The 25,250-nt window shown below is 67.7% G+C and carries 24 protein-coding genes; 9 read left to right on the top strand and 15 right to left on the bottom strand.

The features are described from left to right. Nucleotides 1–15 precede the first annotated feature (15 nt). Nucleotides 16–198 carry a hypothetical protein gene (locus tag ASE75_RS15315; protein WP_156340049.1) on the bottom strand — a complete coding sequence of 61 codons (183 nt, stop codon included), beginning with the start codon at nucleotides 196–198 and terminating at the stop codon, nucleotides 16–18. An 80-nt stretch (nucleotides 199–278) separates the two neighbouring features. Here ASE75_RS15315 and ASE75_RS01935 point away from each other — a divergent pair, with 80 nt between their 5' ends. The 7 genes from ASE75_RS01935 (at nucleotide 279) to ASE75_RS01905 (ending at nucleotide 7,021) form a co-directional block, all read left to right on the top strand. Further along, nucleotides 279–2,951 carry a bifunctional [glutamine synthetase] adenylyltransferase/[glutamine synthetase]-adenylyl-L-tyrosine phosphorylase gene (locus tag ASE75_RS01935; protein ID WP_055927972.1) on the top strand — a complete coding sequence of 891 codons (2,673 nt, stop codon included), beginning with the start codon at nucleotides 279–281 and terminating at the stop codon, nucleotides 2,949–2,951. Beyond that, complete coding sequence (locus ASE75_RS01930) at nucleotides 2,948–3,406, top strand: peroxiredoxin (protein ID WP_200922305.1); 459 nt, start codon at nucleotides 2,948–2,950, stop codon at nucleotides 3,404–3,406. Before ASE75_RS01935 ends, ASE75_RS01930 begins: the two co-directional genes overlap by 4 nt. A gap of 335 nt (nucleotides 3,407–3,741) precedes the next feature. Continuing rightward, the gene (locus tag ASE75_RS01925; protein ID WP_443025281.1) at nucleotides 3,742–4,569 is read left to right on the top strand and encodes a M23 family metallopeptidase; all 828 of its coding nucleotides are present in this window, start codon (nucleotides 3,742–3,744) and stop codon (nucleotides 4,567–4,569) included. Between the two features lie 58 nt (nucleotides 4,570–4,627). Then, nucleotides 4,628–4,966, top strand: a complete 339-nt coding sequence (gene erpA, locus ASE75_RS01920; protein ID WP_055927969.1) for an iron-sulfur cluster insertion protein ErpA — start codon at nucleotides 4,628–4,630, stop codon at nucleotides 4,964–4,966. Nucleotide 4,967: 1 nt separating this feature from the next. Further along, complete coding sequence (gene xth / locus ASE75_RS01915) at nucleotides 4,968–5,738, top strand: exodeoxyribonuclease III (protein WP_055927967.1); 771 nt, start codon at nucleotides 4,968–4,970, stop codon at nucleotides 5,736–5,738. Beyond that, nucleotides 5,735–6,538, top strand: coding sequence for a transporter (locus ASE75_RS01910; protein ID WP_235512473.1), 804 nt, complete (start codon nucleotides 5,735–5,737; stop codon nucleotides 6,536–6,538). Before xth ends, ASE75_RS01910 begins: the two co-directional genes overlap by 4 nt. A 171-nt stretch (nucleotides 6,539–6,709) precedes the next feature. After that, complete coding sequence (locus tag ASE75_RS01905; RefSeq protein ID WP_055927963.1) at nucleotides 6,710–7,021, top strand: hypothetical protein; 312 nt, start codon at nucleotides 6,710–6,712, stop codon at nucleotides 7,019–7,021. A gap of 52 nt (nucleotides 7,022–7,073) precedes the next feature. Here ASE75_RS01905 and ASE75_RS01900 read toward each other — a convergent pair whose 3' ends face one another. After that, nucleotides 7,074–8,228 (bottom strand): hypothetical protein, encoded by a 1,155-nt coding sequence (locus ASE75_RS01900; RefSeq protein ID WP_055929230.1) that lies wholly within the window; start codon nucleotides 8,226–8,228, stop codon nucleotides 7,074–7,076. Between the two features lie 153 nt (nucleotides 8,229–8,381). Here ASE75_RS01900 and ASE75_RS01895 point away from each other — a divergent pair, with 153 nt between their 5' ends. After that, the gene (locus ASE75_RS01895) at nucleotides 8,382–9,491 is read left to right on the top strand and encodes a fatty acid desaturase family protein (RefSeq protein WP_055929227.1); all 1,110 of its coding nucleotides are present in this window, start codon (nucleotides 8,382–8,384) and stop codon (nucleotides 9,489–9,491) included. Nucleotides 9,492–9,613: 122 nt separating this feature from the next. Here ASE75_RS01895 and lptG read toward each other — a convergent pair whose 3' ends face one another. The 13 genes from lptG to rplU form a co-directional block, all read right to left on the bottom strand. Beyond that, nucleotides 9,614–10,702: an LPS export ABC transporter permease LptG gene (lptG, locus tag ASE75_RS01890; RefSeq protein WP_055927961.1), complete on the bottom strand. Its 1,089-nt coding sequence runs from the start codon at nucleotides 10,700–10,702 to the stop codon at nucleotides 9,614–9,616. Continuing rightward, complete coding sequence (lptF, locus tag ASE75_RS01885) at nucleotides 10,699–11,895, bottom strand: LPS export ABC transporter permease LptF (protein ID WP_200922293.1); 1,197 nt, start codon at nucleotides 11,893–11,895, stop codon at nucleotides 10,699–10,701. The genes lptG and lptF overlap by 4 nt, the downstream gene beginning before the upstream one ends. 95 nt (nucleotides 11,896–11,990) lie before the next feature. Further along, nucleotides 11,991–13,874 (bottom strand): ATP-binding protein, encoded by a 1,884-nt coding sequence (locus tag ASE75_RS01880; protein ID WP_082463733.1) that lies wholly within the window; start codon nucleotides 13,872–13,874, stop codon nucleotides 11,991–11,993. Nucleotides 13,875–13,992: 118 nt separating this feature from the next. Next, the gene (gene spt / locus ASE75_RS01875; protein ID WP_055927955.1) at nucleotides 13,993–15,261 is read right to left on the bottom strand and encodes a serine palmitoyltransferase; all 1,269 of its coding nucleotides are present in this window, start codon (nucleotides 15,259–15,261) and stop codon (nucleotides 13,993–13,995) included. A gap of 44 nt (nucleotides 15,262–15,305) precedes the next feature. Further along, nucleotides 15,306–15,554, bottom strand: coding sequence for an acyl carrier protein (locus ASE75_RS01870; RefSeq protein WP_055927952.1), 249 nt, complete (start codon nucleotides 15,552–15,554; stop codon nucleotides 15,306–15,308). A gap of 81 nt (nucleotides 15,555–15,635) precedes the next feature. Then, nucleotides 15,636–16,535 carry an NAD-dependent epimerase/dehydratase family protein gene (locus ASE75_RS01865; RefSeq protein ID WP_055927949.1) on the bottom strand — a complete coding sequence of 300 codons (900 nt, stop codon included), beginning with the start codon at nucleotides 16,533–16,535 and terminating at the stop codon, nucleotides 15,636–15,638. A 121-nt stretch (nucleotides 16,536–16,656) separates the two neighbouring features. After that, on the bottom strand, nucleotides 16,657–17,772 hold the full coding sequence (gene proB, locus ASE75_RS01860; protein WP_235512472.1) for a glutamate 5-kinase: 1,116 nt from the start codon (nucleotides 17,770–17,772) through the stop codon (nucleotides 16,657–16,659). A 127-nt stretch (nucleotides 17,773–17,899) separates the two neighbouring features. Next, a complete protein-coding gene (gene obgE, locus ASE75_RS01855) occupies nucleotides 17,900–18,988 on the bottom strand; it encodes a GTPase ObgE (protein WP_082463732.1) in 1,089 nt (362 codons plus the stop codon). Between the two features lie 52 nt (nucleotides 18,989–19,040). Continuing rightward, a complete protein-coding gene (locus ASE75_RS01850) occupies nucleotides 19,041–19,631 on the bottom strand; it encodes a TetR/AcrR family transcriptional regulator (RefSeq protein ID WP_055929218.1) in 591 nt (196 codons plus the stop codon). Nucleotides 19,632–19,821: 190 nt separating this feature from the next. Next, on the bottom strand, nucleotides 19,822–20,871 hold the full coding sequence (locus ASE75_RS01845; RefSeq protein ID WP_055927946.1) for a sialidase family protein: 1,050 nt from the start codon (nucleotides 20,869–20,871) through the stop codon (nucleotides 19,822–19,824). Nucleotides 20,872–21,008: 137 nt separating this feature from the next. Next, nucleotides 21,009–21,557 (bottom strand): GNAT family N-acetyltransferase, encoded by a 549-nt coding sequence (locus ASE75_RS01840; protein ID WP_235512471.1) that lies wholly within the window; start codon nucleotides 21,555–21,557, stop codon nucleotides 21,009–21,011. Nucleotides 21,558–21,732: 175 nt separating this feature from the next. Next, entirely contained in the window at nucleotides 21,733–22,002 is a 270-nt protein-coding gene (gene rpmA, locus ASE75_RS01835; protein WP_055927943.1) for a 50S ribosomal protein L27, read from the bottom strand. Nucleotides 22,003–22,015: 13 nt separating this feature from the next. After that, complete coding sequence (rplU, locus tag ASE75_RS01830; protein WP_055927941.1) at nucleotides 22,016–22,357, bottom strand: 50S ribosomal protein L21; 342 nt, start codon at nucleotides 22,355–22,357, stop codon at nucleotides 22,016–22,018. A 274-nt stretch (nucleotides 22,358–22,631) separates the two neighbouring features. Here rplU and ASE75_RS01825 point away from each other — a divergent pair, with 274 nt between their 5' ends. Next, a complete protein-coding gene (locus ASE75_RS01825) occupies nucleotides 22,632–25,244 on the top strand; it encodes a TonB-dependent receptor plug domain-containing protein (RefSeq protein ID WP_055927938.1) in 2,613 nt (870 codons plus the stop codon). Nucleotides 25,245–25,250 lie beyond the last annotated feature (6 nt).

Below are 25,250 nucleotides of genomic sequence, written 5' to 3'. Positions count from 1 at the left end.
GGTACAGCTCCGCCGTCAGTGTCGAGCGGGGAGACGGTCCAGCCTGGCTATCGCACGCGCCATGTCCTCGGGCAGTCCCTCGACCGCGACATAGGCATTGCAGAGCGTCGCGCCGAGCAGGTCGCCCACCTGTGGCCGACGCACGACATAGCTTTCCTTGCCGGGGCTGCGGGTCGGAGAAGGCGGGCACGTCGTCATACCGGTCAGAACGGCCGAGCGCGGCAAATGTTGCAGTTTCGACTTGACATAAGTTCCGCGCTCGCCCGGAATCGGGTTCGATGACACGCCCCGATCCGCTGATCGCCGACGCGATCCGCCGCACGCGGGCGGAGGCTCCGTTTCTCGCGACGCTGCTCGACCGGGAACCGGATGTCGCCACGGCGATGCTGGCCGGGCAGGCGGTTGCGATATTCGATCCGGCACTGGCCGATGCCCCCGTTGGTCGCCGCCTGCGGCTGGCGCGTCGGCGGGTCGCGCTCACGGTCGCGATCGGCGATCTGGCGGGGCTGCTGGACCTGACGCAGGTCACCGCCGCACTGACCGACTTTGCCGATACCGCGCTCGACATGGCCATCCGCGCGGCGATCGCCGAACGGACGCCGGATGCCGATGCGACGGGATTTGCCGCGATCGCGCTGGGCAAACAGGGCAGCGGCGAACTGAATTATTCGTCGGATATCGACCCGATCCTTGTGTTCGACCCGGCCACGCTGCCGCGCCGCCCGCGCGAGGAGCCGGAGGCGGCGGCGGTTCGTATCGGCAAGCGGGTCGTCGAACTGCTGCAGGCGCGCGACGGTGACGGCTATGTGCTGCGCGTCGACCTGCGGCTGCGGCCCTCGCCCGAAATCACGCCGATCGTGCTGCCGGTGGACGCGGCGATCAGCTATTATGAATCGCAGGCGCTGCCATGGGAACGCGCGGCGTTCATCCGCGCCCGCGCCGCCGCCGGCGACCGCACGCTGGGGCAGGGGTTCCTTGACGCGGTGCGCCCGTTCGTCTGGCGTCGTGCGCTGGATTTCGGGGCGGTGCGCGAGATTCGCGGCATATCGCGCCGGATTCGCGACCACCACGCGCAGGGGCAGGTGTTCGGACCGGGCTACGACCTGAAGCGCGGACGCGGCGGGATCCGCGAGGTCGAATTCTATGCGCAGATCCACCAGTTGATCCATGGTGGCCGCGACGTGGCGCTGCGCGCGCCCGCGACCCGCGACGCGCTGATGCGGCTGGCGGCGGCGGGGCGGATCGCGCCGGACGATTCGGCGGCGCTGACCGATGCCTACACCCTGTTGCGAACGATCGAGCACCGGGTGCAGATGATCGACGATCGTCAGACGCACGCGCTGCCGACGGGGGCCGCGCTCGACCGGGTGGCGCGGCTGCACGGGCTGACGGATGGTCCCGCGCTGCTCGCAGTGCTTGAACCGCATGTGACCGCGACCGGGCGGATCTACGACGCGCTGGACGGGGAGGAGCGGCCGGGCCTGTCGCGCGATCCGGTGCAGCTGGAGGCGACGCTGGCCGCCGCCGGATTTGCCGACGCGCCAGGCGCGGGTCAGCGGGTCGCGGCGTGGCGGACCGGGCGCTATCCCGCGCTGCGCAGCGTCGCGGCGCAGGAGGCGCTGGAGGCGGTGTTGCCCGATCTGATGACCGCGCTTGGCGGTGCGGCCGACCCGGCGGCCGCGCTGGTGCGGCTGGACCGGGTGCTGGAGCGGTTGCCGAGCGCGATCAACGTCCTGCGCCTGCTGGAGGCACGGCCCGGGCTGGCGACGATCCTGGCGGCGATCCTGAGCCATGCGCCGCCGCTGGCCGACCTGCTCGGGCGACGCCCCGCGTTGCTCGACGGACTGATCGACGCCAGCGCCTTCGACCCCGTCGCTTCGGTCGAGCGGCTGGCGGCGGACATGCGGCAGGGCGACGCCGGTCAATCCTATGAGACGTTGCTCGACCATGTCCGTCGCGTGGTGGCGGAAAAACGCTTTGCACTGGGCGTGCAGATCGTCGCCGGCACGGCCGACCCGCTGGACGTGGCCGGCGGCTATGCGAGGCTGGCCGAGGCGGCGATCGCGGTGCTGGTGCAGGCAACGATTGACGATTTCGCCGCGGTCCATGGACGGGTGCTGGACAGCGAGTTCGTGATCCTGGCGCTGGGACGGATGGGCGGCGCGGCGCTCAGCCATGCGTCGGACCTTGATCTCATCTATCTGTTCACCGGCGATTTCGCGTGTGAATCGGACGGGGCCAAGCCGCTTGGCGCGACGCTCTACTATAACCGGCTGGCGCAGCGGGTGACGGCGGCATTGTCGGTCGCGACCGCCGCCGGGCCGCTCTACGACATCGACACGCGGCTGCGCCCGTCGGGCACGCAAGGTCCGCTGGTCGTGTCGCTCGATTCCTTTGCGCGGTATCAGCGCGCGGATGCCTGGACGTGGGAGCATATGGCGCTGACGCGCGCGCGGCCGGTGTTCGGGACGCCGGCCGCGCGGGGCGCGGTGGCGGCGATCGTCGACGACGTGCTGGGCGGTGCGCGACCGGCACGGGATGTTGCGGCCGAGGCGGCGGCGATGCGGGCGGAGATGGCCGCGCACAAGCCGCCGCTCGGCAGCCTCGATGCCAAGCTGTTGCCCGGTGGTCTGGTCGACCTGGAGTTCGCGGTCCATGTCGTCCAGCTGACGCATCGCGCCGGCTTCGACCCGCATCTGGGCCGGGCGATCGACGCGCTGGTGTCGGCCGGGCTGCTGCCGCCGACGCTGGTGGCCGCCCATGCGGTGCTGACCCGGCTGCTGGTGACGCTGCGCCTCGTCGCACCCGATGCGCAGCCGCCGACGCCCGCCACCCGCGTCCTGATCGCGCGCGCGCTGGGACTGGCCGATTGGGACGCGGTGGTTGCCACGCTGGAATCGACGCGGCAGGAGGTGTCGCGAATATGGGCGATGGTGGCAAGGGGACCATGATGATCGAGGGTGAGCACATGCCGGCGGTGCAGGTCGCGACGGCCGACGGCGCGGCGTTCGATACAGCGGCGCTCGGCACCGGCCGGACGGTGGTGTATTTCTATCCGAAGGACGACACCAGCGGCTGCACCCGCGAGGCGCTGGATTTCACCGCACTGGCCGCGGATTTCGCCGCCGCCGGCATCCGCGTCGTCGGCGTGTCGAAGGATCCGCCGCGCGCGCACGCGAAGTTTTCCGCCAAGCACGACCTGTCGGTCGAACTGCTCAGCGACGAGAGTGGCGCGGCCTGCGACGCGTTCGGCGTCTGGGTTGAGAAGTCGATGTACGGCAAGACCTATATGGGGATCGAGCGGGCGACGTTCCTGTTCGTCGACGGCGTGTGCACCAGGGCCTGGCGCAAGGTGAAGGTGCCGGGCCACGCGCAGGCCGTGCTGGACCACGCGACCGCCGCCTGACCGGTGCCTGCAAACGATTCGGATGCCGGCCTGCGCGCGCGGTGATCCCGTGTTCAGCCATGGTTAAACGGCTCGGCGCGGCTGGCAGGCGGTCCAGCGCGGGACACGCCGCCACGGGTTGCGGGATGCCACCCGATCTGGCCATTAGTCTGACAACGTCTGGGATGCGGTGGGGCTGCTACTCAAGACCGACTTTTCTGGTGGCGCACGGTCGATCGGATCGTGCGGCGCGACGATTTTGCCGGGGATCCATGGTCATTTTCACGCACACCGCTTCTGCCATCCGCGCCTTGTTTCCGACTGACGACGCTTCGACCGGACCTGAAGCCAGGGCCTTGCGGTCCGGTTCGTCGATCGGGAAGCGGCTGGCGGTTGCCGCCGGTATCGCGATGGTCGGATTGTCGATGGGCGGTGCCGCCCAGGCCGCCGACGACGTGCGCGGCGGGATTGCCGCCCCCGTCCGCCCGACGGCCGACGGTCGCCTGACCCCGGTCGCCGATGATGTCCATGCGCGGACCGGAAAGACCGTCGGCGACGGCCATTCGCCGGCAGCCAGGGCGATCGGTGGTCCGTTCGAGGCCGCGACCAGCGCGGCGACGGCCGGTTCCGCGACAGAGGTCGACCTGCGCGCCGACGAGCAGTTCCGGTCGCTGTTCATGACCTGGAAAAAGCTGGATTCCCTGCAGAAGGGCGTCATTGCCATTCCGTCGGTGCAGCCGGTCAACGCGATGAAGTTCACCAGCAATTTCGGCATCCGGTCCGACCCGTTCCGCGGCACTGCCGCGATGCATGCCGGCGTCGACATTCCCGGTCCGGTCGGCACGCCGATCTATGCCACCGCCGACGGGATCATCGCCGAATCCGGCCGTCGCGGCGGGTACGGCAATATGGTCGAGATCAACCATGGCAAGGGTATCGCCACCCGCTACGGCCACATGTCCAAGCTGCTGGTCCAGCCCAACACCCGCGTCAAGCGCGGGCAGCTGATCGGCCTGATGGGGTCCACTGGCCGTTCGACCGGAAGCCACCTGCATTATGAAGTCCGGATCGACGGCCATGCCGTGAACCCGATCCCCTTCCTGACCACCGCCGACTATCTGCTGGCCGCGCAGGACCGCACGCTGCGGACGATCCCGATTTCCACCGAGGCATCGCAGGACTGACGGCCGGGAACACCATGCGCACGGTTGCCCAGCACGGCGCGCGCGCCTATCTTCAGTCATGGCCACATCAGCATCCGACATCACCCTGACTCCGTCCGCCGCGGCGCGCGTCGCCGCGATCGCGGTAAAGCAGGGTAAGCCCGCCATCCTGCGCCTGTCCGTCGACGGCGGCGGTTGTTCCGGCTTCCAGTACAAGTTCGGGTTCGCCGATGCGGTGGACGCCGACGACAGCGTCGCCGAAACCGATGGCGTCCGTCTGGTCGTCGACAGCATCAGCCTGGATCTGGTGCGGGGATGTGCGGTCGATTACGTCGAATCGCTCGGCGGCGCGGCGTTCAAGGTCGAAAACCCGAATGCGGCCAGCGGGTGTGGCTGTGGCTCCAGCTTCGCGGTCTGACGTGAAGATCGTCAGCTACAACGTCAACGGCATCAAGGCGCGCCTGCCCCGGCTGCTGGAATATCTGACCGAGGAACAGCCGGATATCGTCTGTCTCCAGGAACTGAAATCCAGCGACGAAACCTTTCCCGAAGCCGATATCCGCGCTGCCGGCTATGGCGCGCTGTGGCATGGGCAGAAGGGGTTCAACGGCGTCGCGGTACTGGCGCGGGGCACCGATCCGGTCGAGCGCCAGCGCGGCCTTGCCGGCGAGCCGGAGGACGAGCACAGCCGCTATCTGGAGGCCGAGGTCGACGGCCTGGTCGTCGCCTCGATCTATCTGCCCAACGGCAATCCGCAACCCGGGCCGAAGTTCGATTACAAGCTGCGCTGGATCGACCGGCTGCGCGCGCGGGCGGCCGTCCTGCTGGAGGAGGAAGTGCCGGTGGTGCTGGCCGGCGACTACAACGTCATCCCGAACGACGACGACACCTATTCGGTGCGCGCGATGCAGGACGACGCGCTGATGCAGCCCGAAAGCCGTCAGGGCTATCGCCGGCTGGTGGCGCAGGGGTGGACCGATGCGCTGCGCACGCGCTACCCGACCGGCGGCGTCTGGACGTTCTGGGATTATCAGGCGGGGGCGTGGCAGCGTGATGCGGGGTTCCGCATCGACCATCTGCTGCTCAGTCCGCAGGCGGCCGACCGGATGGCCGATGCCGGTGTCGACAAGGCGCACCGGGGGCGCGAAAAGGCGAGCGACCACGCGCCGACCTGGGTCCGTCTGCGGTGACCAAGGCGGGTCGCTGGTTGCGGCTTGCGGTGATCGCGACCGCGGGACTGGCGACGCCGTGTCTGGCGCAGGACCGCGACTATTGCCCGGAACGACCCGGTCTGGGTACGCCCGCCTGCACGATCGCGCCGGGGCGGGTATCGGTCGAAACCGGCCTTGCCGACTGGACCCGCGACGATGGCGACGGCACCCGCAGCGACACGCTGATGTTCGGCACGACCGGGGTCCGGCTGGGCCTGACCGACCGGGTCGAGGCGCAGGTGACATGGTCGCCCTTCGTCCGGCAACGCGATCGCAAGGCCGGCAAGGTCGATGCGACCGCTGGTGTCGGCGATGCACGGCTGGGGCTGAAGGCCAGCCTGCGCGCGCCGGATGGCGAGGGGCTGTCGATCGCGGTCCTGCCCTATGTCGGCCTGCCGATCGGGCGGCGGCCGCCGGGCAACGGAACGTGGAGCACGGGGGTGCTCGTGCCGGTCACCTACGATCTGTCGGAGGCGGTGAACCTGCAATTCACGTCAGAGGTGGACGCGGCGGCCAACAGCGGCGGGCGCGGTCGGCATCTGGCCTATGGCGGCGTGGCGGGGATCGACATCGACCTGACGCGCAGCGTGGACGTCGAACTGGAACTGGCGGTGGCGCGCGACGACGACCCGGTCGAGCCGGCGACCATGACGCAGGCGGCGCTGTCGTTCGGCTGGAAGGCCGGCCCCGATCTCCAGTTCGATATCGGCGGGGCAACCGGCCTGAACGACGACACGCCGGATGCGCGGATCTATGCCGGGATCGCCCGCCGGTTCTGACGGCTGGCAAGATGCGCCACATTCTGGTGCAGGGCCATGGGATTCGGTGCCATTTCCCACGACGCGATTTGCCAAGTCATTGATATTGCACGATCCGACTGTATGGCACGACTAATGCAGTAGCCAGGATACGGACGTTGATGTCCGGTGCTACAGCAAAGGATTTCCATCATGGCCAAGTCGTTCGTCGCCCAAGCCGCCCGCGCCTCGATCCTCTCGATCGGTGCGGCCGTCGCTGTCTTCGCCGCCACCGGGGCATCCGCCGAGACGGTCGTGAAGCCCGAGGTCGCTACCGCCAGCATCGCTGCCAAGCCTGTACGCTATTGTTTCCAAACGACTGCGACCGGCACGTACATCACGGGCAAGAGCTGCAAGACCGGGGCCGAATGGCGGCGGCTGGGTGTCGAGCCGAACGATTATGCCAGCAAGTTCCGCCGCGCGGTGACCGGATCGCGCCTCGCGATCGTGGACGACGCACGCTGACCGTGGCCGGTGGCGGGGCGTATCGGCATCCGTGCCGACACACCCCGCCCGATCACAGATCGCGACCGTAGATCGTGTAGACCTTGTTCCGCCGGCTATCGATCGTGTCGGCGATCGAGCGCATCCCCTGGTTGTCATCGAGGATCCAGCCGATTTCGGCGCGGGTGGCGCCATAATGCACGTTCGAGTTCACCCGGATCGATTCGATCAGCATGAAGGCCAGTTGGCTCGCCATCCGCGAGGCCTGCAAGTCCTTCACCACGCCCATCAGCGGCACGCGCACCGTCCGCACCTTCGGCTTGCGCAGCCACAACAGCAATTTCGCCCAGCCGAACGGCAACAGGCTGCCCTTCAGCGGCGCGATCGCCTCGTTCAGGTCGGGCAGGGTAATCATGAACGCGACCGGACGCCCGTCCAGCTCGGCGATGCGGATCAGGTCGTTGAACACGATCGGCTTCAGCTTGACGCCGACATCCGCGATCTCCGGCGGGGTCAGCGGCACGAAGCCCCAATTGTCGGCCCACGCGTCGTTCAGGATCGCCAGGATGATCGCGGCTTCCTGATCGAACTTCGTCTTGTCGACGTTACGGATGCGGATTCGCGGATTCGCGTCGCCCGACTTGATGATCCGCTGGACGATCTTGGGGAACTGCTTCGTGATATCGACTTCGTAGGTGTAGAGATCCTTGACCGCGCCATAGCCGGCACCCTCGATCCAGTCGCGATAGACCGGTTTCGCATGGCCCATCATGATCGTCGGTGGATGATCGTAGCCGTCGGTCAGCAGGCCCGGCTCCTCCCAGATCGACATGCTGATCGGTCCCAGCGCGCGGGTCATGCCCTGACCGCGCAGCCAGTCCTCCGCCGTCGCGATCAGTTTGGCCGCGATGTCGCCGTCCTCGGCATCGAACAGGCCCCACTGGCCGACGCCCGGGCCAAATCCCCGGTCGGCCGGCATGGTCAGCGCCAGCGTGTCGATATGCGCCGAAATGCGGCCGACGACGCGGCCGTCGCGCATCGCGAGATACAGTTGTGCCTTGGCGTGGCTGAACCAGCCGTTCTTTTCGGGCGTGATGAGGCCAAGCGCCTCCGACTTCAGCGGCGGCACCCAGTTGGGATCGTCGGCATACAGCCGGAAGGGCAGGGCGATGAACGCCTTGCGATCGGCCCTGGACTGGACGGGGCGGATGGTGACGGAACTGGCCATGGCGGGTGCGCCCTTCGTTTGCGGCTTCGTGCCGCGCACTCCGTCCTGACGCGTGCGGTGTCAAGACGGATGAGGGCGGGGTGGCGGGCGCGGAACGGGCGGCGGCCTTTACTGCCACCGTTGCGCCACTATCTATCAGTAATGAACAGCGTCATGACACCATCGCTTGCCTTCGATCCCGCCGATGTCGCGGGCGGTCCCCAAGGTTCGGCGCGGACGGCCGCGCCGTCGTTGCGCGTCGCCGATGACAAGGCGATGTTGCGCACCGCCGCCGAACTCACCCGGTCGCTGGGGAAACCAAGCGCCGCGATCTACTGGGGCGACCTGATCGCGTCGGTCACGGTGGGCTATGGCGCGCTGGCCGCGGCGATCCTGGTCGATTCGACGCCACTGGCGATTGTTGCCGGGATCGTGTCGATGCTGGCGCTATACCGGGCGCTGAGTTTCATCCACGAGCTGACCCATGTGAAGCACGCGTCGCTGCCGGGGTTCCGCATCGGCTGGAACGCGCTGGTCGGCGTGCCGCTGCTGACGCCGTCGTTCATGTACGAGGGGGTCCACAACCTGCACCATGCCAAGACCCGGTATGGCACGGCGGAGGATCCCGAATATCTGCCGCTGGCGCTGATGAAGCCGTGGACGCTGCCGCTGTTCATCGTCGTGTCGGCGCTGGCCCCGATCGCGCTGCTGTTTCGCTATGCGGTGCTGTCGCCGCTGTCGCTGGTGGTGCCGGGCCTGCGGAAGATCGTGGTCGAGCGGTTTTCGGCGCTGGCGATCAACCCGTCCTTCCGCCGCCGGATGCCGGAGGGCGCGTTCCGCACGCAGTGGAACCGGATCGAGGCCGCCGCCAGCATCTGGGGCATCGCCCTGATCGCAATGGTCGCCACCGGCGTTGTTCCGCTGCGCGCGTTCCTGATCTTCCTTGGCGTGGTGTCGGGCCTTGCGGTCATCAACCAGGTCCGCACGCTGGTCGCGCATCTGTGGGAGAATGACGGGGAGGCGATGAGCGTGACCGCGCAGTATCTCGACACGGTCAACGTGCCGCCGCCCGCGCTGCTGCCGGTGCTGTGGGCGCCCGTGGGCCTGCGCTATCACGCGCTGCACCATCTGTTGCCCGGCGTTCCCTATCACGCGCTGGGTGAGGCGCATCGGCGTTTGTCGAAGGCCCTGGCGGTCGATTCGCCCTATCACAAGGCGAGCTATCCCGGTCTGCCGGGTCTGGTGTGGAAGATCACGCGGAGCACGATGGTCGTGCGACGGTAGGCACGTCGGAGCGTGATAACGGGCGATGTGCCCGCTATCGGGCCAGCGTCCTTGAAATTCCTGGGATGTAAGGCAAGCTCCACAGGTCACCGACGGAAGTCGGAAACGGGCTGACCGTTGCCTTACTCTTCGGTGCGGATCAGCACGGCCTCGCCGATCAGGAAGAACAGCAGGAAGGGTGCCCAGGCGGCGAGGAAGGGCGGATAGGCCCCCAGATTGCCCATGGCGAGCGCGAAATTATCGGCGACGAAATAGGCGAAGCCCAGTCCCATGCCGATCACCGCGCGGACGAACAGCTTGCCCGATCGGGCGATGCCGAACGCCGCCACCGCGCCCAGCAGCGGCATCAGCACCGACGACAGCGGCGACGACAATTTGTGCCAAAGCGACCCCTCCAACGCCTGCGTGGGGCGGCCGGATTCGGACAGGTCGCTGATCGCCGCCTGCAATGCGGTGAAGGACAACCCCTCCGCATCGACATTGGCCAGTGTCAGCTGATCCGGCCGGACGCCCTGGCCGACGATCATCTCGGGCGCATTGGTCAGCGTACCGGCGGCGACGTCGAACCGCTGCGCCGGGAAGATGCGCCAGCCGCCGGTGACCCGGACGCCGTTCGGCGCGGTGACGATCGCGCGCAACGACCCGCCCTGACGGTCGTATAGGGTGATGCCGCCCAGTTTGGTATTCGTGCCCCGCCCCTTGACCTGCGCGACCTGGATCAGGTCGTCGCCGTCGCGCACCCAGACGTTCGTACGGTCGCCGCGATCGACCGGCATGACGCCGTAATCGACCGCCTTCCACTGTGCGAGCGTTGCGGTGGCGCGCGCGACGACGCGTTCGTTGAACGTGAAGGACAGGATCGCGACGCCGAAGCTGGCGATCAGCAGCGGGGCGAGTACCTGATGCGCCGACAGGCCCGATGCCTTCAGCGCGACGATCTCGCTGTTCTGGTTCATCGTGATGAGCGTCAGGATGGTGCCGAGCAGCACCGAGAAGGGCAGGAAGAAGGCGATGATCTCCGGTGCCCGCAGCGAGACATAGCGCCAGACCTGCGCATCGCCATTGCCCGGAAACGCCAGGATGTCGCCCGTCTCGCTGAGCAGGTCGAGCGCCTGCAGCACCAGCACCAGCGCGAGCAGGATGGCGAAGGTGTTCCGCAGAAACGCCTTGCCCATGTACAGCGCGACGGTGCGCGAGGCGAAGATCTTCATGCCCGCTTCTCCCGCTTGCGACCCGGCATCATCCGCCCGATCGTCTTGCCCGCCTTGGCGAACACGCGCTCCAGCGCGGCGATCGGCTGTCCGCCGGGAACATAGGCGATGGTGTAGTACATCCAGAAGACCAGTCCCGCGAAGATCAGGAACGGTATCCACAGCGCGATCAGCGGGTCGATCCGCCCCAGATCGCCGATCGACGCCGCATATTCGTTCACTTTGTGATAGGTCACGATCATCACGATCGACAGGAACACGCCAAGCGAGGACGAGGATCGTTTCGGCGGGACGCCCAGCGCCAGCGCCAGCATCGGCAGCAGGAACATCGTCGCGACCTCGACCACGCGGAAGTGGAACTCGGCCCGGCTGCTGTCGCGTTGCTTCTCCGTCACGCCCGCGTCGTGGCCGTTCCGCGCCAGCTCGACCAGCGTGTATTCCAGGTTGCGCCCGCCGCGCTGACGGAAGGATTCGAACTTCGGCAGGTCGATCGGCAGGTCGTGGCTGGTAAAGGTCAGCACGCGCGGCGTCTTGAAGTCGGGCCGGTTGTGGATGAGCGTGCCGTTGGTCAGGCGGAAGATGATGACGTTGGGGTCGTCGGTCGCCATGAATTGCCCGCGCTCGGCCGTCACGCCGATCCAGTCGCCCTTGGGCGTCCTGGCATTGACGAAGATGCGCGACAGTTCGCGGCCCTTGTCGCGGCTTTCCTCGATCCTGAGCGTCATCTTGTCGCCCAGATGGGTGAACTCGCCGACCTTGATCGAGGCACCCAGCGCGCCGGTACGCAGCTCGAAGCGCAGGCCTTCGTAATAATAGCGCGCGATCGGCTGGACATAGCCGACCACCGCCAGGTTGATCGCGGCCAGTCCGAACGCGAACATGTACGGCACGCGCAGCAACCGGGTATAGCTCATGCCGATCCCGCGCAGCACGTCGAGTTCGGACGAATTGGCCAGCTTGCGAAAGGCGAGCAGGATGCCGAGCATCAGGCCGATGGGGATGCCAAGACCCAGATATTCGGGCAGCAGGTTGGCGAGCATCCGCCAGACGACGCTGATCGGCCCGCCCTCGGTCGCGACGAAATCGAACAGCCGCCGCATCCGGTCGAGGACCAGCAGCATCGCCGAGATCAGCAGCGTCGTGAACAGCGGCACCGCGATGAGCCGGGCCATGTAGCGGTCGATGGATTTCATGGGGCTAAGGCTGGCTCAGATCAGGCGCGGAAAGCCGACCTATAGGCCGGGTTGGGCAGGGCGTCAGCTTGAAAAACGGTGCGCGCGCGCCCGCGTCATTCGGCGGCGATGCGGTGCGGTGCGGCGGGGCGCGTGACCGCCATCGCGGCGGCGATCGCGGCCTCGATACCCGACAGGGTAAAGGGTTTGCGCAGCACGACATTATTGCCGAAATCGCCCGCCTCGCCGCCGTCGCCGGCATAGCCCGTGACGAACAGCACCGCGATATGCGGATAGCGCGGCCCCAGTTCGGCGATCATTTCCGGCCCGGTCTGACGCGGCATCAACACGTCGCTGATGATGAGGTCGATGCCGTCATGCGTCTTCAGCAGCGCGGGCGCGGCGAGCGGGTCGTCGCACGCCACCGCGTCATGGCCCAGTTCCTCCAGCGCCCCCATGGTGGCCGCCAGCACGCGGGGATCGTCCTCGACCACCAGCACCGACAGCGGACCGGCGGCCACGGCCTGCGGCACGACCGTGGCCGGCGCGGCGGCGACCGCGCGCGCCTGATCGCGCGGCAGGTACAGGGTGACGGTGGTACCGAATCCGGGCTGGCTGGCGATGGCGATCTCGCCGCCCAGCTGGCGAACGAGCGCGAACACCTGGCTGAGGCCAAGGCCGGTGCCCTTGCCGGCGGGCTTGGTCGTGAAGAAGGGTTCGAACACGCGCTCGGCGATGTCGGGCGTCATGCCGCATCCGGTATCGGCGACGGCGATGGTGACATAGTCGCCGACCGCGCATTGGCCGATCGCGCCGGCGCGCAGCGTCGTGGTGCCGGTGACGATGGTCAGTTGCCCGCGCCCGTTCATCGCGTCGCGCGCGTTGACCGCGAGATTGAGAACCGCGTTTTCCAGCTGGACCGGATCGGCCCGCACCTTCCACCCATGGCCGTTGTCCTGTGCGACCAGCGTCACCGCATCGCCAAGCGTCCGGTCGAGCAGGTCGGACATGCCCGATACCAGCTTGGCCGGCACGATCTGTTCGGGTGCCAGCGTATCCTCGCGCGAGAAGGCGAGCAGCCGACGGGTCAGCGCGGCGGCACGGTTCGCGCCCTCGGTCGCGCTGTCGATGTGACGCAGGCTGCCGGCGGGATCGTGGGCGATGTTGCGCCGCGCCAGTTCCAGCCCGCCCAGCACGACCGCCAGCATATTGTTGAAATCATGCGCGATGCCACCGGTCAGCTGGCCGACCGCCTCCATCTTCTGGATCTGGCGCAGCTTGGCCTCCTGCACGCGCAGTTCGTCGGTCGCCGCCGCGACCGCCGCCGTCAATTCCTCCGCCTGCGCCTGTGCCGCCACGGCCTCCGCGCGCGCGCTAGCACGTTCGCCCAGCGTCCGCACCGTGATCCAGCCGAGCGCGATCGCGCCCAGCACGATCAGCCCGCCGAACACGCTCAGCCCGCGCGCCGCCGCCGAGGAGAAGGCGATCGAGTCCATCGCGTCGGCGGTCCGCGTGTCGAGCAGGTCGCGTTCGCGCGCGATCAGCTGGTCGAGTTCGCGGTCGAAGGTCGTGAGCGTGGGTGCCTTGCGGGCGGCGTAATAGCGGGCCAGCGCCTGGCTGTTGCGGCCGTAGCTGGTGCTGAGCGCGGTCATCGACAGTTCGTCGCCGCGTGCCCGATAGGCTTCGCGCAGCCGGTCGATCCGGCGTTGCTGTTCCGGACTGTCATAGGTCAACTGGTCGAGCCGGGCGATCTGGTTTCCGGCCAGCAGCCACTGGTCGTAATAGAGCTGGCCCAGCTGCCGGTCGCCGCTGATGACATAGCGGCCAAGCGACGCTTCGGACCGGGCGACCGTGCCCGACAGCGTTCGCGCCAGGATCATGACATCGTAGCTGTGCGATTGCAGCTGCAACGCGTGGTCGCGTTCGCGATTGGCATGGCCCAGCGTCACGACGATGGCGACAAGCGTTGCCGCCCCCAGCACCGCCATCACGATCAGCATGATGGTGCGCCAGGGATGGCCGCCCTCCGAAGGGGCAAGGTCGCTCTGGTCCCTGTCCACGATCTACAGCCTTACACGCGTGCGCCGCCGGATAAAACCCGGCGGCGTACAGGCCGGATCAGGCGATGACCCCGGTGGCGCGTCCGGCCGTCTCGAACAGCGTCAGGATCGTCTCGATCTGGTCGGGCGTGTGCTCGGCGCAGATCGAGCAGCGCAGCAGGAAGGTACCGGCCGGAGTCGCGGGCGGGCGCGCCATGTTGACGTACAGCCCGGCCTCCAGCAGCGCCTGCCACATCACGACCGCCTGTTGCTGATCGGTGAGGATGATTGCGATGATCGCCGATTGCGGGCTGTCGGTGCCCAGCTTGAACCCGAGCGCGGTCAGGCCGCCGTGCAGCCGCTTCGCACTGGTCCACAGCCGCGCGCGCTTGTCGTGCGCGGTCATCAGCTTGCGGATCGAGGTCGCGGCGGTGGCCACGACCGAGGGCGGCAGCGACGCGGTGAAGATATACGGACGGCATACCATCCGCATCACCTCGAACTTCGGGTGGTTCGATACGCAGAAGCCGCCGACCGTGCCGACCGATTTGGAAAAGGTACCGATGATGAAGTCGACGTCGCGGCCGAGGTCGAGGCCCTGATCCTCGTACACGCCGCGGCCGTGGTCGCCGAAGAACCCCATCGAATGGGCCTCGTCGACCAGCACCATCGCGCCGTGTTTCCGCGCGACGGCGACCATTTCCTTCAGCGGGGCGATGTCGCCGAGCATCGAATAGACGCCCTCCAGCACCACCAGCTTGCCCGGTTCCTTCGGCAGGCGGCCGAGCCGCTTGTCGAGATCCTCGACCGAATTGTGGCGGAAGCGGACGACCTCGGCGTTGCCCATCGCGCAGCCGTCATAGATCGAGGCATGGCTGTCGGCGTCGAGGATGATGTATTCACCCTTGGCCGCGATCGCCGCGATGATGCCCAGATTGGCCTGATAGCCGGTCGAGAAAACCATGGCCGACGACGCGCCGTAAAACGCCTTCAGCGCGTCCTCCGCGTCGATATGGTCGCGGAAGGTGCCGTTCAGCATCCGGCTGCCGTTGGTGCCCGACCCGAACTGCGTCAGCGCCGCCTGACCCGCCGCGATCACGTCCGGGTCGAAGGTCATGCCCATGTAGTTGTAGGTGCCGAGCAGGATCGTGTCCTTGCCCTTGATGACGGCCTGGGTCGGCGATTTGACCTCGTCCATCACGATCGCGAAGGGATCGCGCACGCCGGTATCCATCAGCGCCTGGCGTTCGGCGATCAGGCCGTCGAACTTGCTGAACAGGTCGCGTTCGGGCGCAACCGTTTCCGGCTCGATCGGCAGGGCGTGGGCGGTGGTGGCGGCTTCGGTCATGATGGCAATCCTAGGGCGCGTCCCGAAAACGGGACCGGGCAGGGTCAGTCCTTGGTACGCAGCTTTTCGACGGCATCGACCAGCTGGCCGACGGTTTCGATCTCCGCCTGCATGTTCATCGTGATGATGATGTCGAATTCGTCCTCGATCGCGGCGACGAAATCCATGACCGTCAGGCTGTCCCATTCCAGATCGCCCTGAAAGGTCGTCGCGTCGGTCAGGGCCACGCCCTTCTTGTTGAACGGTTCGATCTGGCCGGCGACGGTATCGAAAATGGCTTGGCGGTCGCTCATGATGGTCCTTCGGATGGCAGGCGGACGGTGTCGCAGAAAAATACGGCGGCTTTTCGGCCGGCAGCTACAGCGGGTGCCCGTCTATAACAGGTGGTTGTCCCGATACCACTGCGCGGTGTCGGCCAGTCCCTTCGGCGTCGCGATTGCCGGTTCCCACAGATAGCGCGGCGGGCGTCTGTCTGGGTCGATCGTCCAGTCGGGATGGCAGAAATAGGCGACCCGGTCCGGGGTCAGCTTTGCCTTGCCACGCCGGAGCAGCCGGTCGGCCTTCGCGCCGAACCGCATGACGGCGGGCGAGAGCGACAGCGCCATCACCTTGCGGCCGACCGCACTGCCGATCATGTGTGCGAAATTGGCATGCGACCAACCGCCGGTGCCGTCGTCGACCTCATAGATGTCGCGCGGCGTCCTGCGCACGGCCAGCGCGACCAGCAGCGTGGCAAGGTCGTCGACATGGATCACCGACAACCGGCCCGGTGGCGGCAGCATCGCGAGGCCGAACCGGGCCATGCGGAACATGTCGCGCATCTCCATGTCGCCAGGGCCATAGATCGCGGGCGGCCGGACCATCGTCCAGTCGAGCGAGGAAGCGGCGACGACATGCTCGGCTTCCGCCTTCGACCAGCCATAGTCGGACAGGGTCGGCTCGCGCGCGGCGAGCGAGGAGACATGGATGAACCGCTGCACCCCCGCCTCGCGCGCGGCATGGACCATGGCTTGCGTGCCATCGATATTGCCGGCCGCGAAGCCGGCGCGATCGGGTGCGTTCACGACGCCGGCGATGTGCAGGACGGTGTCGGCCGGGCCGATCAGTCTGCGCAGGGCCGCCGGATCGTCCAGCGCGCCCTCGACCCAGGTCAGCCGGTCGCTGTCCGTCTGCGGCCGGCGGGTCAGGGCGCGGATACGATGGCTTCGGCCGATCGCCGCCGCGATGACGCGCGCGCCGACGAAGCCGGTGCCGCCGGTCATGGCGATAATCATGCGCGGCTTCCCGGGTTTCTCACGCGGGTGGGGCAGACGCGGATGCGCATACCAACGGTGTCGGCGCGCCGATCGTCGTTTCCGCGCGACGGCGGGGGGAACAGGGGGGCGTTTCGCCCGCTCACAGCAGCGCCATATGATTGCGGTGAACCAGCGCGGCGCGCGGCGCATAGCCCAGGATCGCGGCGTGATCGTCGCTGCGCCGGCCGAGCAGGCGGGCGACTTCGCCGGCGTCATATTCGGCAAGGCCCCGGGCGAGCGTGCCGGCGGGACCGTCGATCGTCACCAGATCGCCGCGCGCGAACTGCCCCTCGACCCGGATCGCGCCGGCCGCGAGCAGGCTGGATCCCTCGGCCAGCGCAAGCGCCGCGCCGGCATCGACATGGATCGCCCCGCGCGCGGTCAGTCCACCGGCCAGCCACGCCTTGCGCGCCGACGCCGCCTTCTCCGCCACGAACAGCGTGTGACGGCCGGGTGACGACAGCGGGCGGTCGACACGACCGCTGGCGATGGCGAGATGCGCGCCGGCGGCGGTGGCGATCCGCGCGGCGGCGATCTTCGACACCATGCCGCCCGATCCCATGCCCGATGCGGACCCGGTATCGGCCATCGCCTCGACGCGCGCGTCGATCCGCTCGACCCGTTCGATGAAGCGTGCGGCCGGGTTGGTGGTGGGGTTGCTGTCGTACAGCCCGTCGATGTCGGACAGCAGCAGCACACCCTGCGCGCCCGCCGCCTGTGCGACGCGCGCCGCCAGCCGGTCGTTGTCGCCGAAGCGGATTTCGGCGGTCGCCACGCTGTCATTTTCGTTGATGACCGGCACCACGCCAAGCCCCAGCAACCGGCCCAGCGTCGCGGCGGCATTCAGATAGCGCCGCCGGTCCTCCAGATCGTCGAGCGTCACCAGCATCTGCGCCGCGGTCAGCCCCTCACCGCCGAGCAGCTCGGCCCAGACCATGCTCAATGCGATCTGCCCGGTCGCAGCGGCGGCCTGCGCATCCTCAAGGCTTGCGCGGCCGCCCTTGGGCAAACCAAGCCGCCGCGCGCCCAGCGCGATCGCGCCCGACGAGACGACCGCGACCTGCTGCCCCGCGCGGGTCCGCGCGGCGATGTCGGCGGCAAGCCCGGCCAGCCAGTCGCGCCGCACGCTGCCATCGGGGGCGACGAGCAACGCGGAGCCGACCTTGACGATCAGGCGGGGGCAGGTGGCGGGGGGAAAGATCATCGGGCCGGTCATCTCCCCTCCCGCCGGCGGGAGGGGTTGGGGGTGGGGAGGTGGCATGATCCGGTCGGACCGTCGCCTGCGGAAATATGTGCCCACCCCCGACCCCTCCCGCAAGCGGGAGGGGAGAAGGCGGCGGCGATCAATCCAGCGGCGACCATGCTTTCGGCTCCGCATCGGTCCCATCGCGGACACCGCCCGCGTCGTTGGCTTCGGTCAGGCCGTTGGCGACGGCGGTGGTCGCGACCGGGCCGATGGCGCCGACCAGCCGGTCGAGCACCGCCTCGACCCCGTTCTGGGTCGCGGCCGACATCGCCATCACTTCGGCCCCGCTTTCCTCGCGCAGGGTCGCGGCGATCATCTCGACCAGCTCTTCGTCCAGCAGGTCGGTCTTGGTCAGCGCGATGACCTCCGTCTTGTCGGTCAGCCCCTCGCCATACGCGTCCAGCTCGGTGCGGACGGTGCGATACGCCTCGGCCGGATCGTCACCGCTGGCGTCGACCAGATGCAGCAGCACCTTGCAGCGTTCGATATGCCCCAGGAACCGGTCGCCGATGCCGGCACCGTCGGCCGCGCCCTCGATCAGGCCGGGGATGTCGGCGATGACGAATTCGCGCTGCTTGTGGCTGACCACGCCCAGCTGCGGGCGGACGGTCGTGAAGGGATAGGCCCCGACCTTGGCCTTGGCGTTGGTCACCGCGTTGATGAAGGTCGACTTGCCGGCATTGGGCAGGCCGACAAGGCCGGCATCGGCCAGCAGCTTCAGTCGCAGCCAGACCCACGCCTCCTGATTCGGCCAGCCGGTGCCGTGCTGGTACGGCGCGCGGTTGGTCGACGTCTTGTAGGTGGCGTTGCCGCGCCCGCCGTCGCCGCCCTTCAGGAAGACCTCGCGCTGGCCGGCATGGGTGAAGTCGAGCAGGATCTCCTCGCGGTCCTCCGACAGGACCTGCGTGCCGACGGGGACGCGGATGACCAGATCCTTGCCGCCCGCGCCGGTCCGGTTCGACCCCGACCCGCCCGAGCCACGTGGCGCGCGGAAATGCTGGGTATAGCGAAAGTCGATGAGGGTGTTCAGGCCGGCGACGGCCTCGAACACGATGTCGCCGCCCTTGCCGCCATTGCCGCCGTCGGGGCCGCCATATTCGATGAACTTCTCGCGCCGGAAACTGACGGCACCGGGGCCGCCGGTACCCGAGCTTGCGTAGATCTTGGCCTGGTCTAGAAAATGCATCCGCGCCGCTTAGCGCCAAGTGCGGATTTTTGCCAGTGGTGGCGACGTACCCTCACGCCGCGCGTCCGGCCAGCAACGCCTCCAGCGCCAGCGCGCGCGCCTTGTCACGCGGCAGGCCCAGTGCGCGCGCCATCGGCCCGCCGAGCAGGGCGTCGCCCAGCGCCAGCAGGACCAGTTGCAGCGTCTGTTCGTGGATCGGCATCTGCCCCTCGGGCTGACCGACCGCCAGCTCGTCGACCAGATCGTGGATCGCGGTCAGGATCGGGTCCAGCGCATCCTCGTTGCCCGACAGGATCATCCAGCTGGCCAGCGCGCCGGCCCCGCCCTTGCCGAACGCATCGAAGGTCAGGTCGACGACCTCGCGCGGATCCTGGTCCCCGGCGCGGGCGCGGACCACCGCGTCGCCGATCGTGCCGACGATCCCGCTCGCCAGCCGGGCGATCAGTGCGGTCTGCAACCCTTCCGCCGATCCGAAATGGTGCAGCAGATTGGCATGGGTGCGGCCGATCCGCGCGGATACGGCCTTCAAGGTGACCGCCTGCGGCCCGTGTTCGACCAGCAGGGCCTGCGCCGCCGCCAGCGCCGCGTCGCGCGATTGTTCAGGGGTGAGGCGCTTGCGGGGGGCGAAGTTGACGACCTGCATCACAGACGGTGTCGTTTCGTCCACTTCGCCTGCATTTCGGGTGATGTTCGTCGTCGGGGTGGCTGGCATCGTGAGCGCGGGTGTGGCCCGCGATTTCCAACATTGCCAGCGTTGTTTTGGGGGTGCGCACGCGAAGGGGGCGGGATCAGGGGGCGGGCGTGACCGGGGCGTTGTCGCCGGCGCTGTTACCCTATCCGGCTTCGACCCAGCTGACCGGAAAACGGGCGATGTCGATCGCCGCGCGAAACCGGGTGAAGGCCACGACGATCAGGCCGTCACGCTGCTGCACGATGGATGGATAGGACAATTCGCGATTGCGTTTCGGCTCGCCCTCCGTGCGTTCGGGCGGATCGGCCCTGAGCGTCCGCCGGACCGGCCATGTCCGTCCACCATCGGCGGAGATCGCAACGACGAGCGGCGATCGCTTCACGCCCCAGACGGCGCGGGGCGCGATCCGGCCGTCAGGCAGCGTGACGGTATCGACCGGGCCGGTTTCCGAACGCGCGTCGTTGAAGACCATCGCGATCCGTCCGTCCGCAAGACCGGTGCAGCCAATGGATGCGTTGTTGTTCGGCAGCGTCGTCGTGGCGGGGGCGGTCCATGTGCGCCCATGGTCGTGCGACACGCTGCGGCGAATGGCATCGGCATACCGACTGCGGAAAAAGGCGATCAACGTGCCGCCCCCCTGATCCACCACCGCCATGTGTACGGCGCCCAGGCTGTCGGCAACGGGATATTCCCGCCAGCTTGCACCCTGATCGGCAGAGATGCGGACGGCGCTGGAATCATTGTTGCCCCGGAAGGCTTCGCCGGGAATCGGGCCGCAGTGAAATGTCGGCAGCAGCCATTCACCCGTGTCCAGTAGGACGACCGGCTGCCGCACGAAGGTTCCGGGCGGTGATTCCAGCCGCATGGTGTCCGACCAGCTAGCCCCGTGATCGCGCGATCGGCGGACGCGCACTTCCGACGTATCCTGCATGGCCAGGACCTGCGCGGTGTGGATCAGCCACACGGCACCGTCCGGCGCCTCGAACAGGACAGGGTTCTGTTCGGAACGCGTCGCATCCTCCGACACCATGACGGGTGCGGTCCAGCATGTCGTCCCGGCGGCGAGCTGCGACATCAGGATCGCCACGTCCGGCCGCCCTTCCTTGCTGCCACCGAACCAGGCGCAAAGGATATCCCCGTTCGACAGCGGCAGCAGAAAGGCCGCGTGATTCTGATCCGACGTGGTCGGCAATGCAGCCCACTCGATTGCCGACGCCCCGTCTGTGTCTGGTCGAAAACAGGCACTCGCCGTCGTCGTATCGGTAGGCTGCATCACGGGGATCTCTCGGGCGTGGAGGCCGGCTGAGATATCGTCAACCGGAGGTCGTGTCACGCCGCCAGCGGCATCGACGGCGTCTGGTCCTCATCGCGCAAGGTCAGTTCCAGGAGTGCCGTGTCGACCGGTGCAGGTTGGGCGACCGACGCGAACGACTCAGTCCGGCCGGTAGCCCGGAAGCCCAGCTTGTGCAGGACGCGGGCGGAGGCCGGGTTGTCGGCGCGGTGACGGGCGATGATGCGGTGGACGGGCAGGGCGTCGCGGGCGGTTTCGATCACCGCGCGCGCGGCCTCGGTCGCGTAGCCGCGACCCCAGGCGTGGGGCGTGATCCAATAGCCGATTTCATGCGCGTCGCCGCTGGCCCACAGGCCGATCCCGCCGATCATTGCCGGATATCCCCCGTCATGCGTGAACACCAGCCAGGCAATGTCATGTACCCCCCGCGGGGCGGTGATGAACGCGCGCGCGTCCGCGACGTCACAGGGGAAGGGGGCGCGTGCGAGCATGCCCGCCACCGCCTCATGCTGAATCATGGCGGCGAGCCGGTCGGCGTCCTCCGGCCATGCCGGCCGCAGGGTCAGTCTCTTTGTCCGCGCGAACATCTTCGTCTCTCCTCGTCGCGTTGCACGGCCGCTGACACATCGGGATGACGTGTTCGCGACAAGCGGGGGAGGGAGCACGAAAAAAAAGGGAGCCGGGGTGACCCGTCTCCCTTTTTCGGTTGCCGCTTTACGCGGACCCGGGTCACCCTGGTGGGCAACCCGGCTGGTTACCCTGTTATTCGGCGGCGATCGCCGGCATCTCGACCGAGCAGAACTTGCGGCCCAGTTTGCCGACGCTGAACACGACACGGCCATCGACGAGCGAGAACAGCGTGTGGTCGGTGCCGATGCCGACATTGCGGCCCGGATAGAATTTCGTCCCGCGCTGACGCACGAGGATGTTGCCGGCGACGCATTCCTGCCCGCCGAACTTCTTCACGCCGAGACGACGGCCAGCCGAGTCACGACCGTTGCGCGAAGAACCGCCTGCTTTCTTATGTGCCATGAGAAGCTACTCCTTACGCCTGAGCGGCCGGGGCTTCGCCCGCGGTGTCCGCCTTGTGGTCACCGATCGCGACGATCTTCAGAATCGTGTGGCGCTGGCGATGGCCGTTCTTGCGACGATAGTTATGACGACGACGCTTCTTGAAGACGATGACCTTGTCGGCCTTCGCCTGAGCGACGATCTCTGCGGCGACGGTCAGGCCATCGACCGACTGCAGTTCGCCACCGGTGCCGGCGAGCAGAACATCGGCGAGGGTCACCGACTGGCCGGCTTCGCCGTCCATCTTCTCGACAACGATTCTGTCTCCGGCGGCGACGCGATATTGCTTGCCGCCCGTGCGCACGATAGCGAACATGGGCCTCATCACTTTCAAAATACCAATACCCGCCCGGACCGATGGCCCTGCGGAAAGAAGGGCCAGCTAGGCGAGGTGGGCGCGCCTGTCAACCGATCACGCGGTGAGTCGTGGTGGGCAATGTCACATTTCGTGATTGTTGCGCTGCGGCAACAGCGTAAACGCAATACCGCGCCGCCGGCCGATCACAGGCTTGTCGTGTCCCCGATCTGTCATAATGTGTCGGAGAAACCGCGGTAGGGTAGCCGTGAATTACCAAATGGGGGAATATCGTATGCGACCTACGCTTATCGCGCTGTTGTCGGTCACCGCGTCCACGCTGGCGCTCGCGCTGCCGGCCCAGGCGCAGGTGACGACCGCGCCGCCGGTCGCGCCCGAATCCGTCGAGCCGGCGGAACAGGCCGATCCGGGGCAGGAGATCATCGTCACCGGCAGCCGCATCGGCGGACGCACGCTGGCCGACAGCCCGGTGCCGGTCGACGTCATCGGCGGCGATACGCTGAACCAGGGCGGCTATACCGAAACGGCCAAGCTGCTGAACCAGCTCGTCCCCAGCTTCAATTTCCCGCAGCCGTCGCTGACCGACGGCACCGATTCGCTGCGCCCGGCGACGCTGCGCGGTCTGGCCCCCGACCAGACGCTGGTGCTGGTCAACGGCAAGCGGCGGCACCAGTCGGCGCTGCTCAACCTGAACGGGTCGGTCGGGCGCGGATCGTCGGCGGTCGACCTGAACGAGATCCCGCCGATCGCGATCGACCGGATCGAGGTGCTGCGCGACGGCGCGTCGTCGATCTACGGGTCCGACGCGATCGCCGGCGTCATCAACATCCAGCTGTCGCGCAAGGTCGGCGTGCGCGGATCGGTGACATACGGCCAGTACCGCACGAAGATGGACGGGGTGGAGGAAATCGCCGGCGTCGCCACGGGCGCGAACGGCCTGCCGGTCGTCGTCATTCCCGGCGCGAACAGCGGGGCCAACATCCTGCAGCTGAACCGCACCGGCGAGGACCGGGTCCGGCATGACGGCGACACGCTGACGCTGGCCAGCAGCATCGGCCTGCCGGTAGGCGAGGACGGCTATTTCGTGTTCACCAGCCAGTTCCGCGACCGCCAGGCGACGAACCGCTCCGGTCCGGATCCGCGCCGGCAATATGCGACGGTCGGCGACGCGCGCGAACTGACGATCAACCGCTACAACCACCGCTATGGCGACGGCGAGACGCAGGACCTGAACCTGTTCCTGAACGCCGGCTACACGCTGGGGCCGGTCGATCTGTATGCGTTCGGCAGCTACGGCATCCGCGACGGCAGCGGCGCGGGCTTCTTCCGCCGGTCCAATGACGCGCGCAACCGTAATTTCTCGGCCTCGACGACGACGTTCGTGCCCTATTATGCCGACGGATTCCTGCCGTTCATCGAAAGCGAGATCGAGGACGTGTCGGGCTCGGTCGGGGCCAAGACCGAGTTCGCCGACGGCTGGAACGCCGACCTGTCGGTCGTCTACGGCTCCAACCAGCTGCAATATACGACCGCCAACAGCCTGAACGTGTCGTTGGGCGCGGCCAGCCCGAACCTGTTCGATGCCGGTGGGCTGGCAGCCGGGCAGACCGTCGCCAATCTGGACATCAGCCACAAGTTCGACGTCGGTTTCGTCAAGTCGCTGGGCCTCGCCTTCGGTGGCGAATATCGCAACGAGAACTTCAAGATCACCGCCGGCGACGTCCCCAGCTATCAGAACGGGCCGTTCATCGCCAATGGCGCGCCCGGCGGCGCGCAGGTGTTCCCCGGCTTCCGCCCCGAAAACCAGGTCGACGTGTCGCGCAACAGCTATGCCGCCTATCTGGAGGTCGACAGCGACATCACCGACGCGCTGACGGTGCAGGCGGCGGGACGGTACGAACATTACAGCGATTTCGGCGACACGGTGAACGGCAAGCTGGCCGGCCGGTTGCAGCTGTTCGCGGGCGTCGCGTTGCGCGGGTCGATCTCGACCGGCTTCCGCGCGCCGAGCCTTGCCCAGCAATATTTCGCGACGACCTCGACCAACAACGTCAACGGGACGCTGATCGACATCCTGACGGTGCCGGTGTCGGCCCCGGTCGCGGTGGCGCTGGGGTCCAAGCCGCTGACCGCTGAAAAGGCGACCAACTTCGGCGGCGGCATCACGGTCGACCCGATCCCCGGGTTCAGCGTGACCGCCGATTACTACAACATCAAGATCCGCGACCGGGTGGTGCTGACCGAAAACCTGCAAGGGGCGGCGGTCACCACCCTGCTGGCGTCGTCGGGCATCACGGGGGTGAGTTCGGCGCGGTTCTTCGTCAACGGCGTCGATACCAAGACGCAAGGGGTGGACGTGATCGGCACCTACCGCGTGCCGGAGTTCGGGGCGGGGACGTTCCGCCTGACCGCCGGGTTCAACTATAACGAACAGTCGATCACCGGCCGTGCGGTCCTGCCGTCGCTGTCGGGGCTGACGCTGTTCGGGCGGACCGAATCCTATCGCCTGACGCTGGGCCAGCCCAAGACCAAGATCAATCTGGCGCTCGACTGGGATCTGGGCATCGTGTCGGCCACCGCGCGGACCAACCGCTATGGGCAGGTGTTCATCGCCGGCAGTTCGACCAATCTTGCGCTGGCGCCGGGGGCCGGGGCTGGTGATTTCTACCTCTCGCCGAAATGGGTGACCGATGCCGAGATCCGCATCAAGCCGATGAAGGCGCTAGAACTGGCGATCGGTGCGGACAATCTGTTCGATGTCTATCCCGACACCACGCCGATCGGCGGCGCGTTCGGCACCAACGGGTATTTCCTGCCCTATTCCAGCCAGTCGCCGTTCGGCTTCAACGGCCGGTTCCTGTACGCGCGGGCTTCGGTCGGCTTCTGACGTGGC

The sequence above is a fragment of the Sphingomonas sp. Leaf17 genome (assembly GCF_001421505.1).
Lineage (GTDB): Bacteria > Pseudomonadota > Alphaproteobacteria > Sphingomonadales > Sphingomonadaceae > Sphingomonas.
This window is presented reverse-complemented; position numbering and strand designations above follow the sequence as displayed.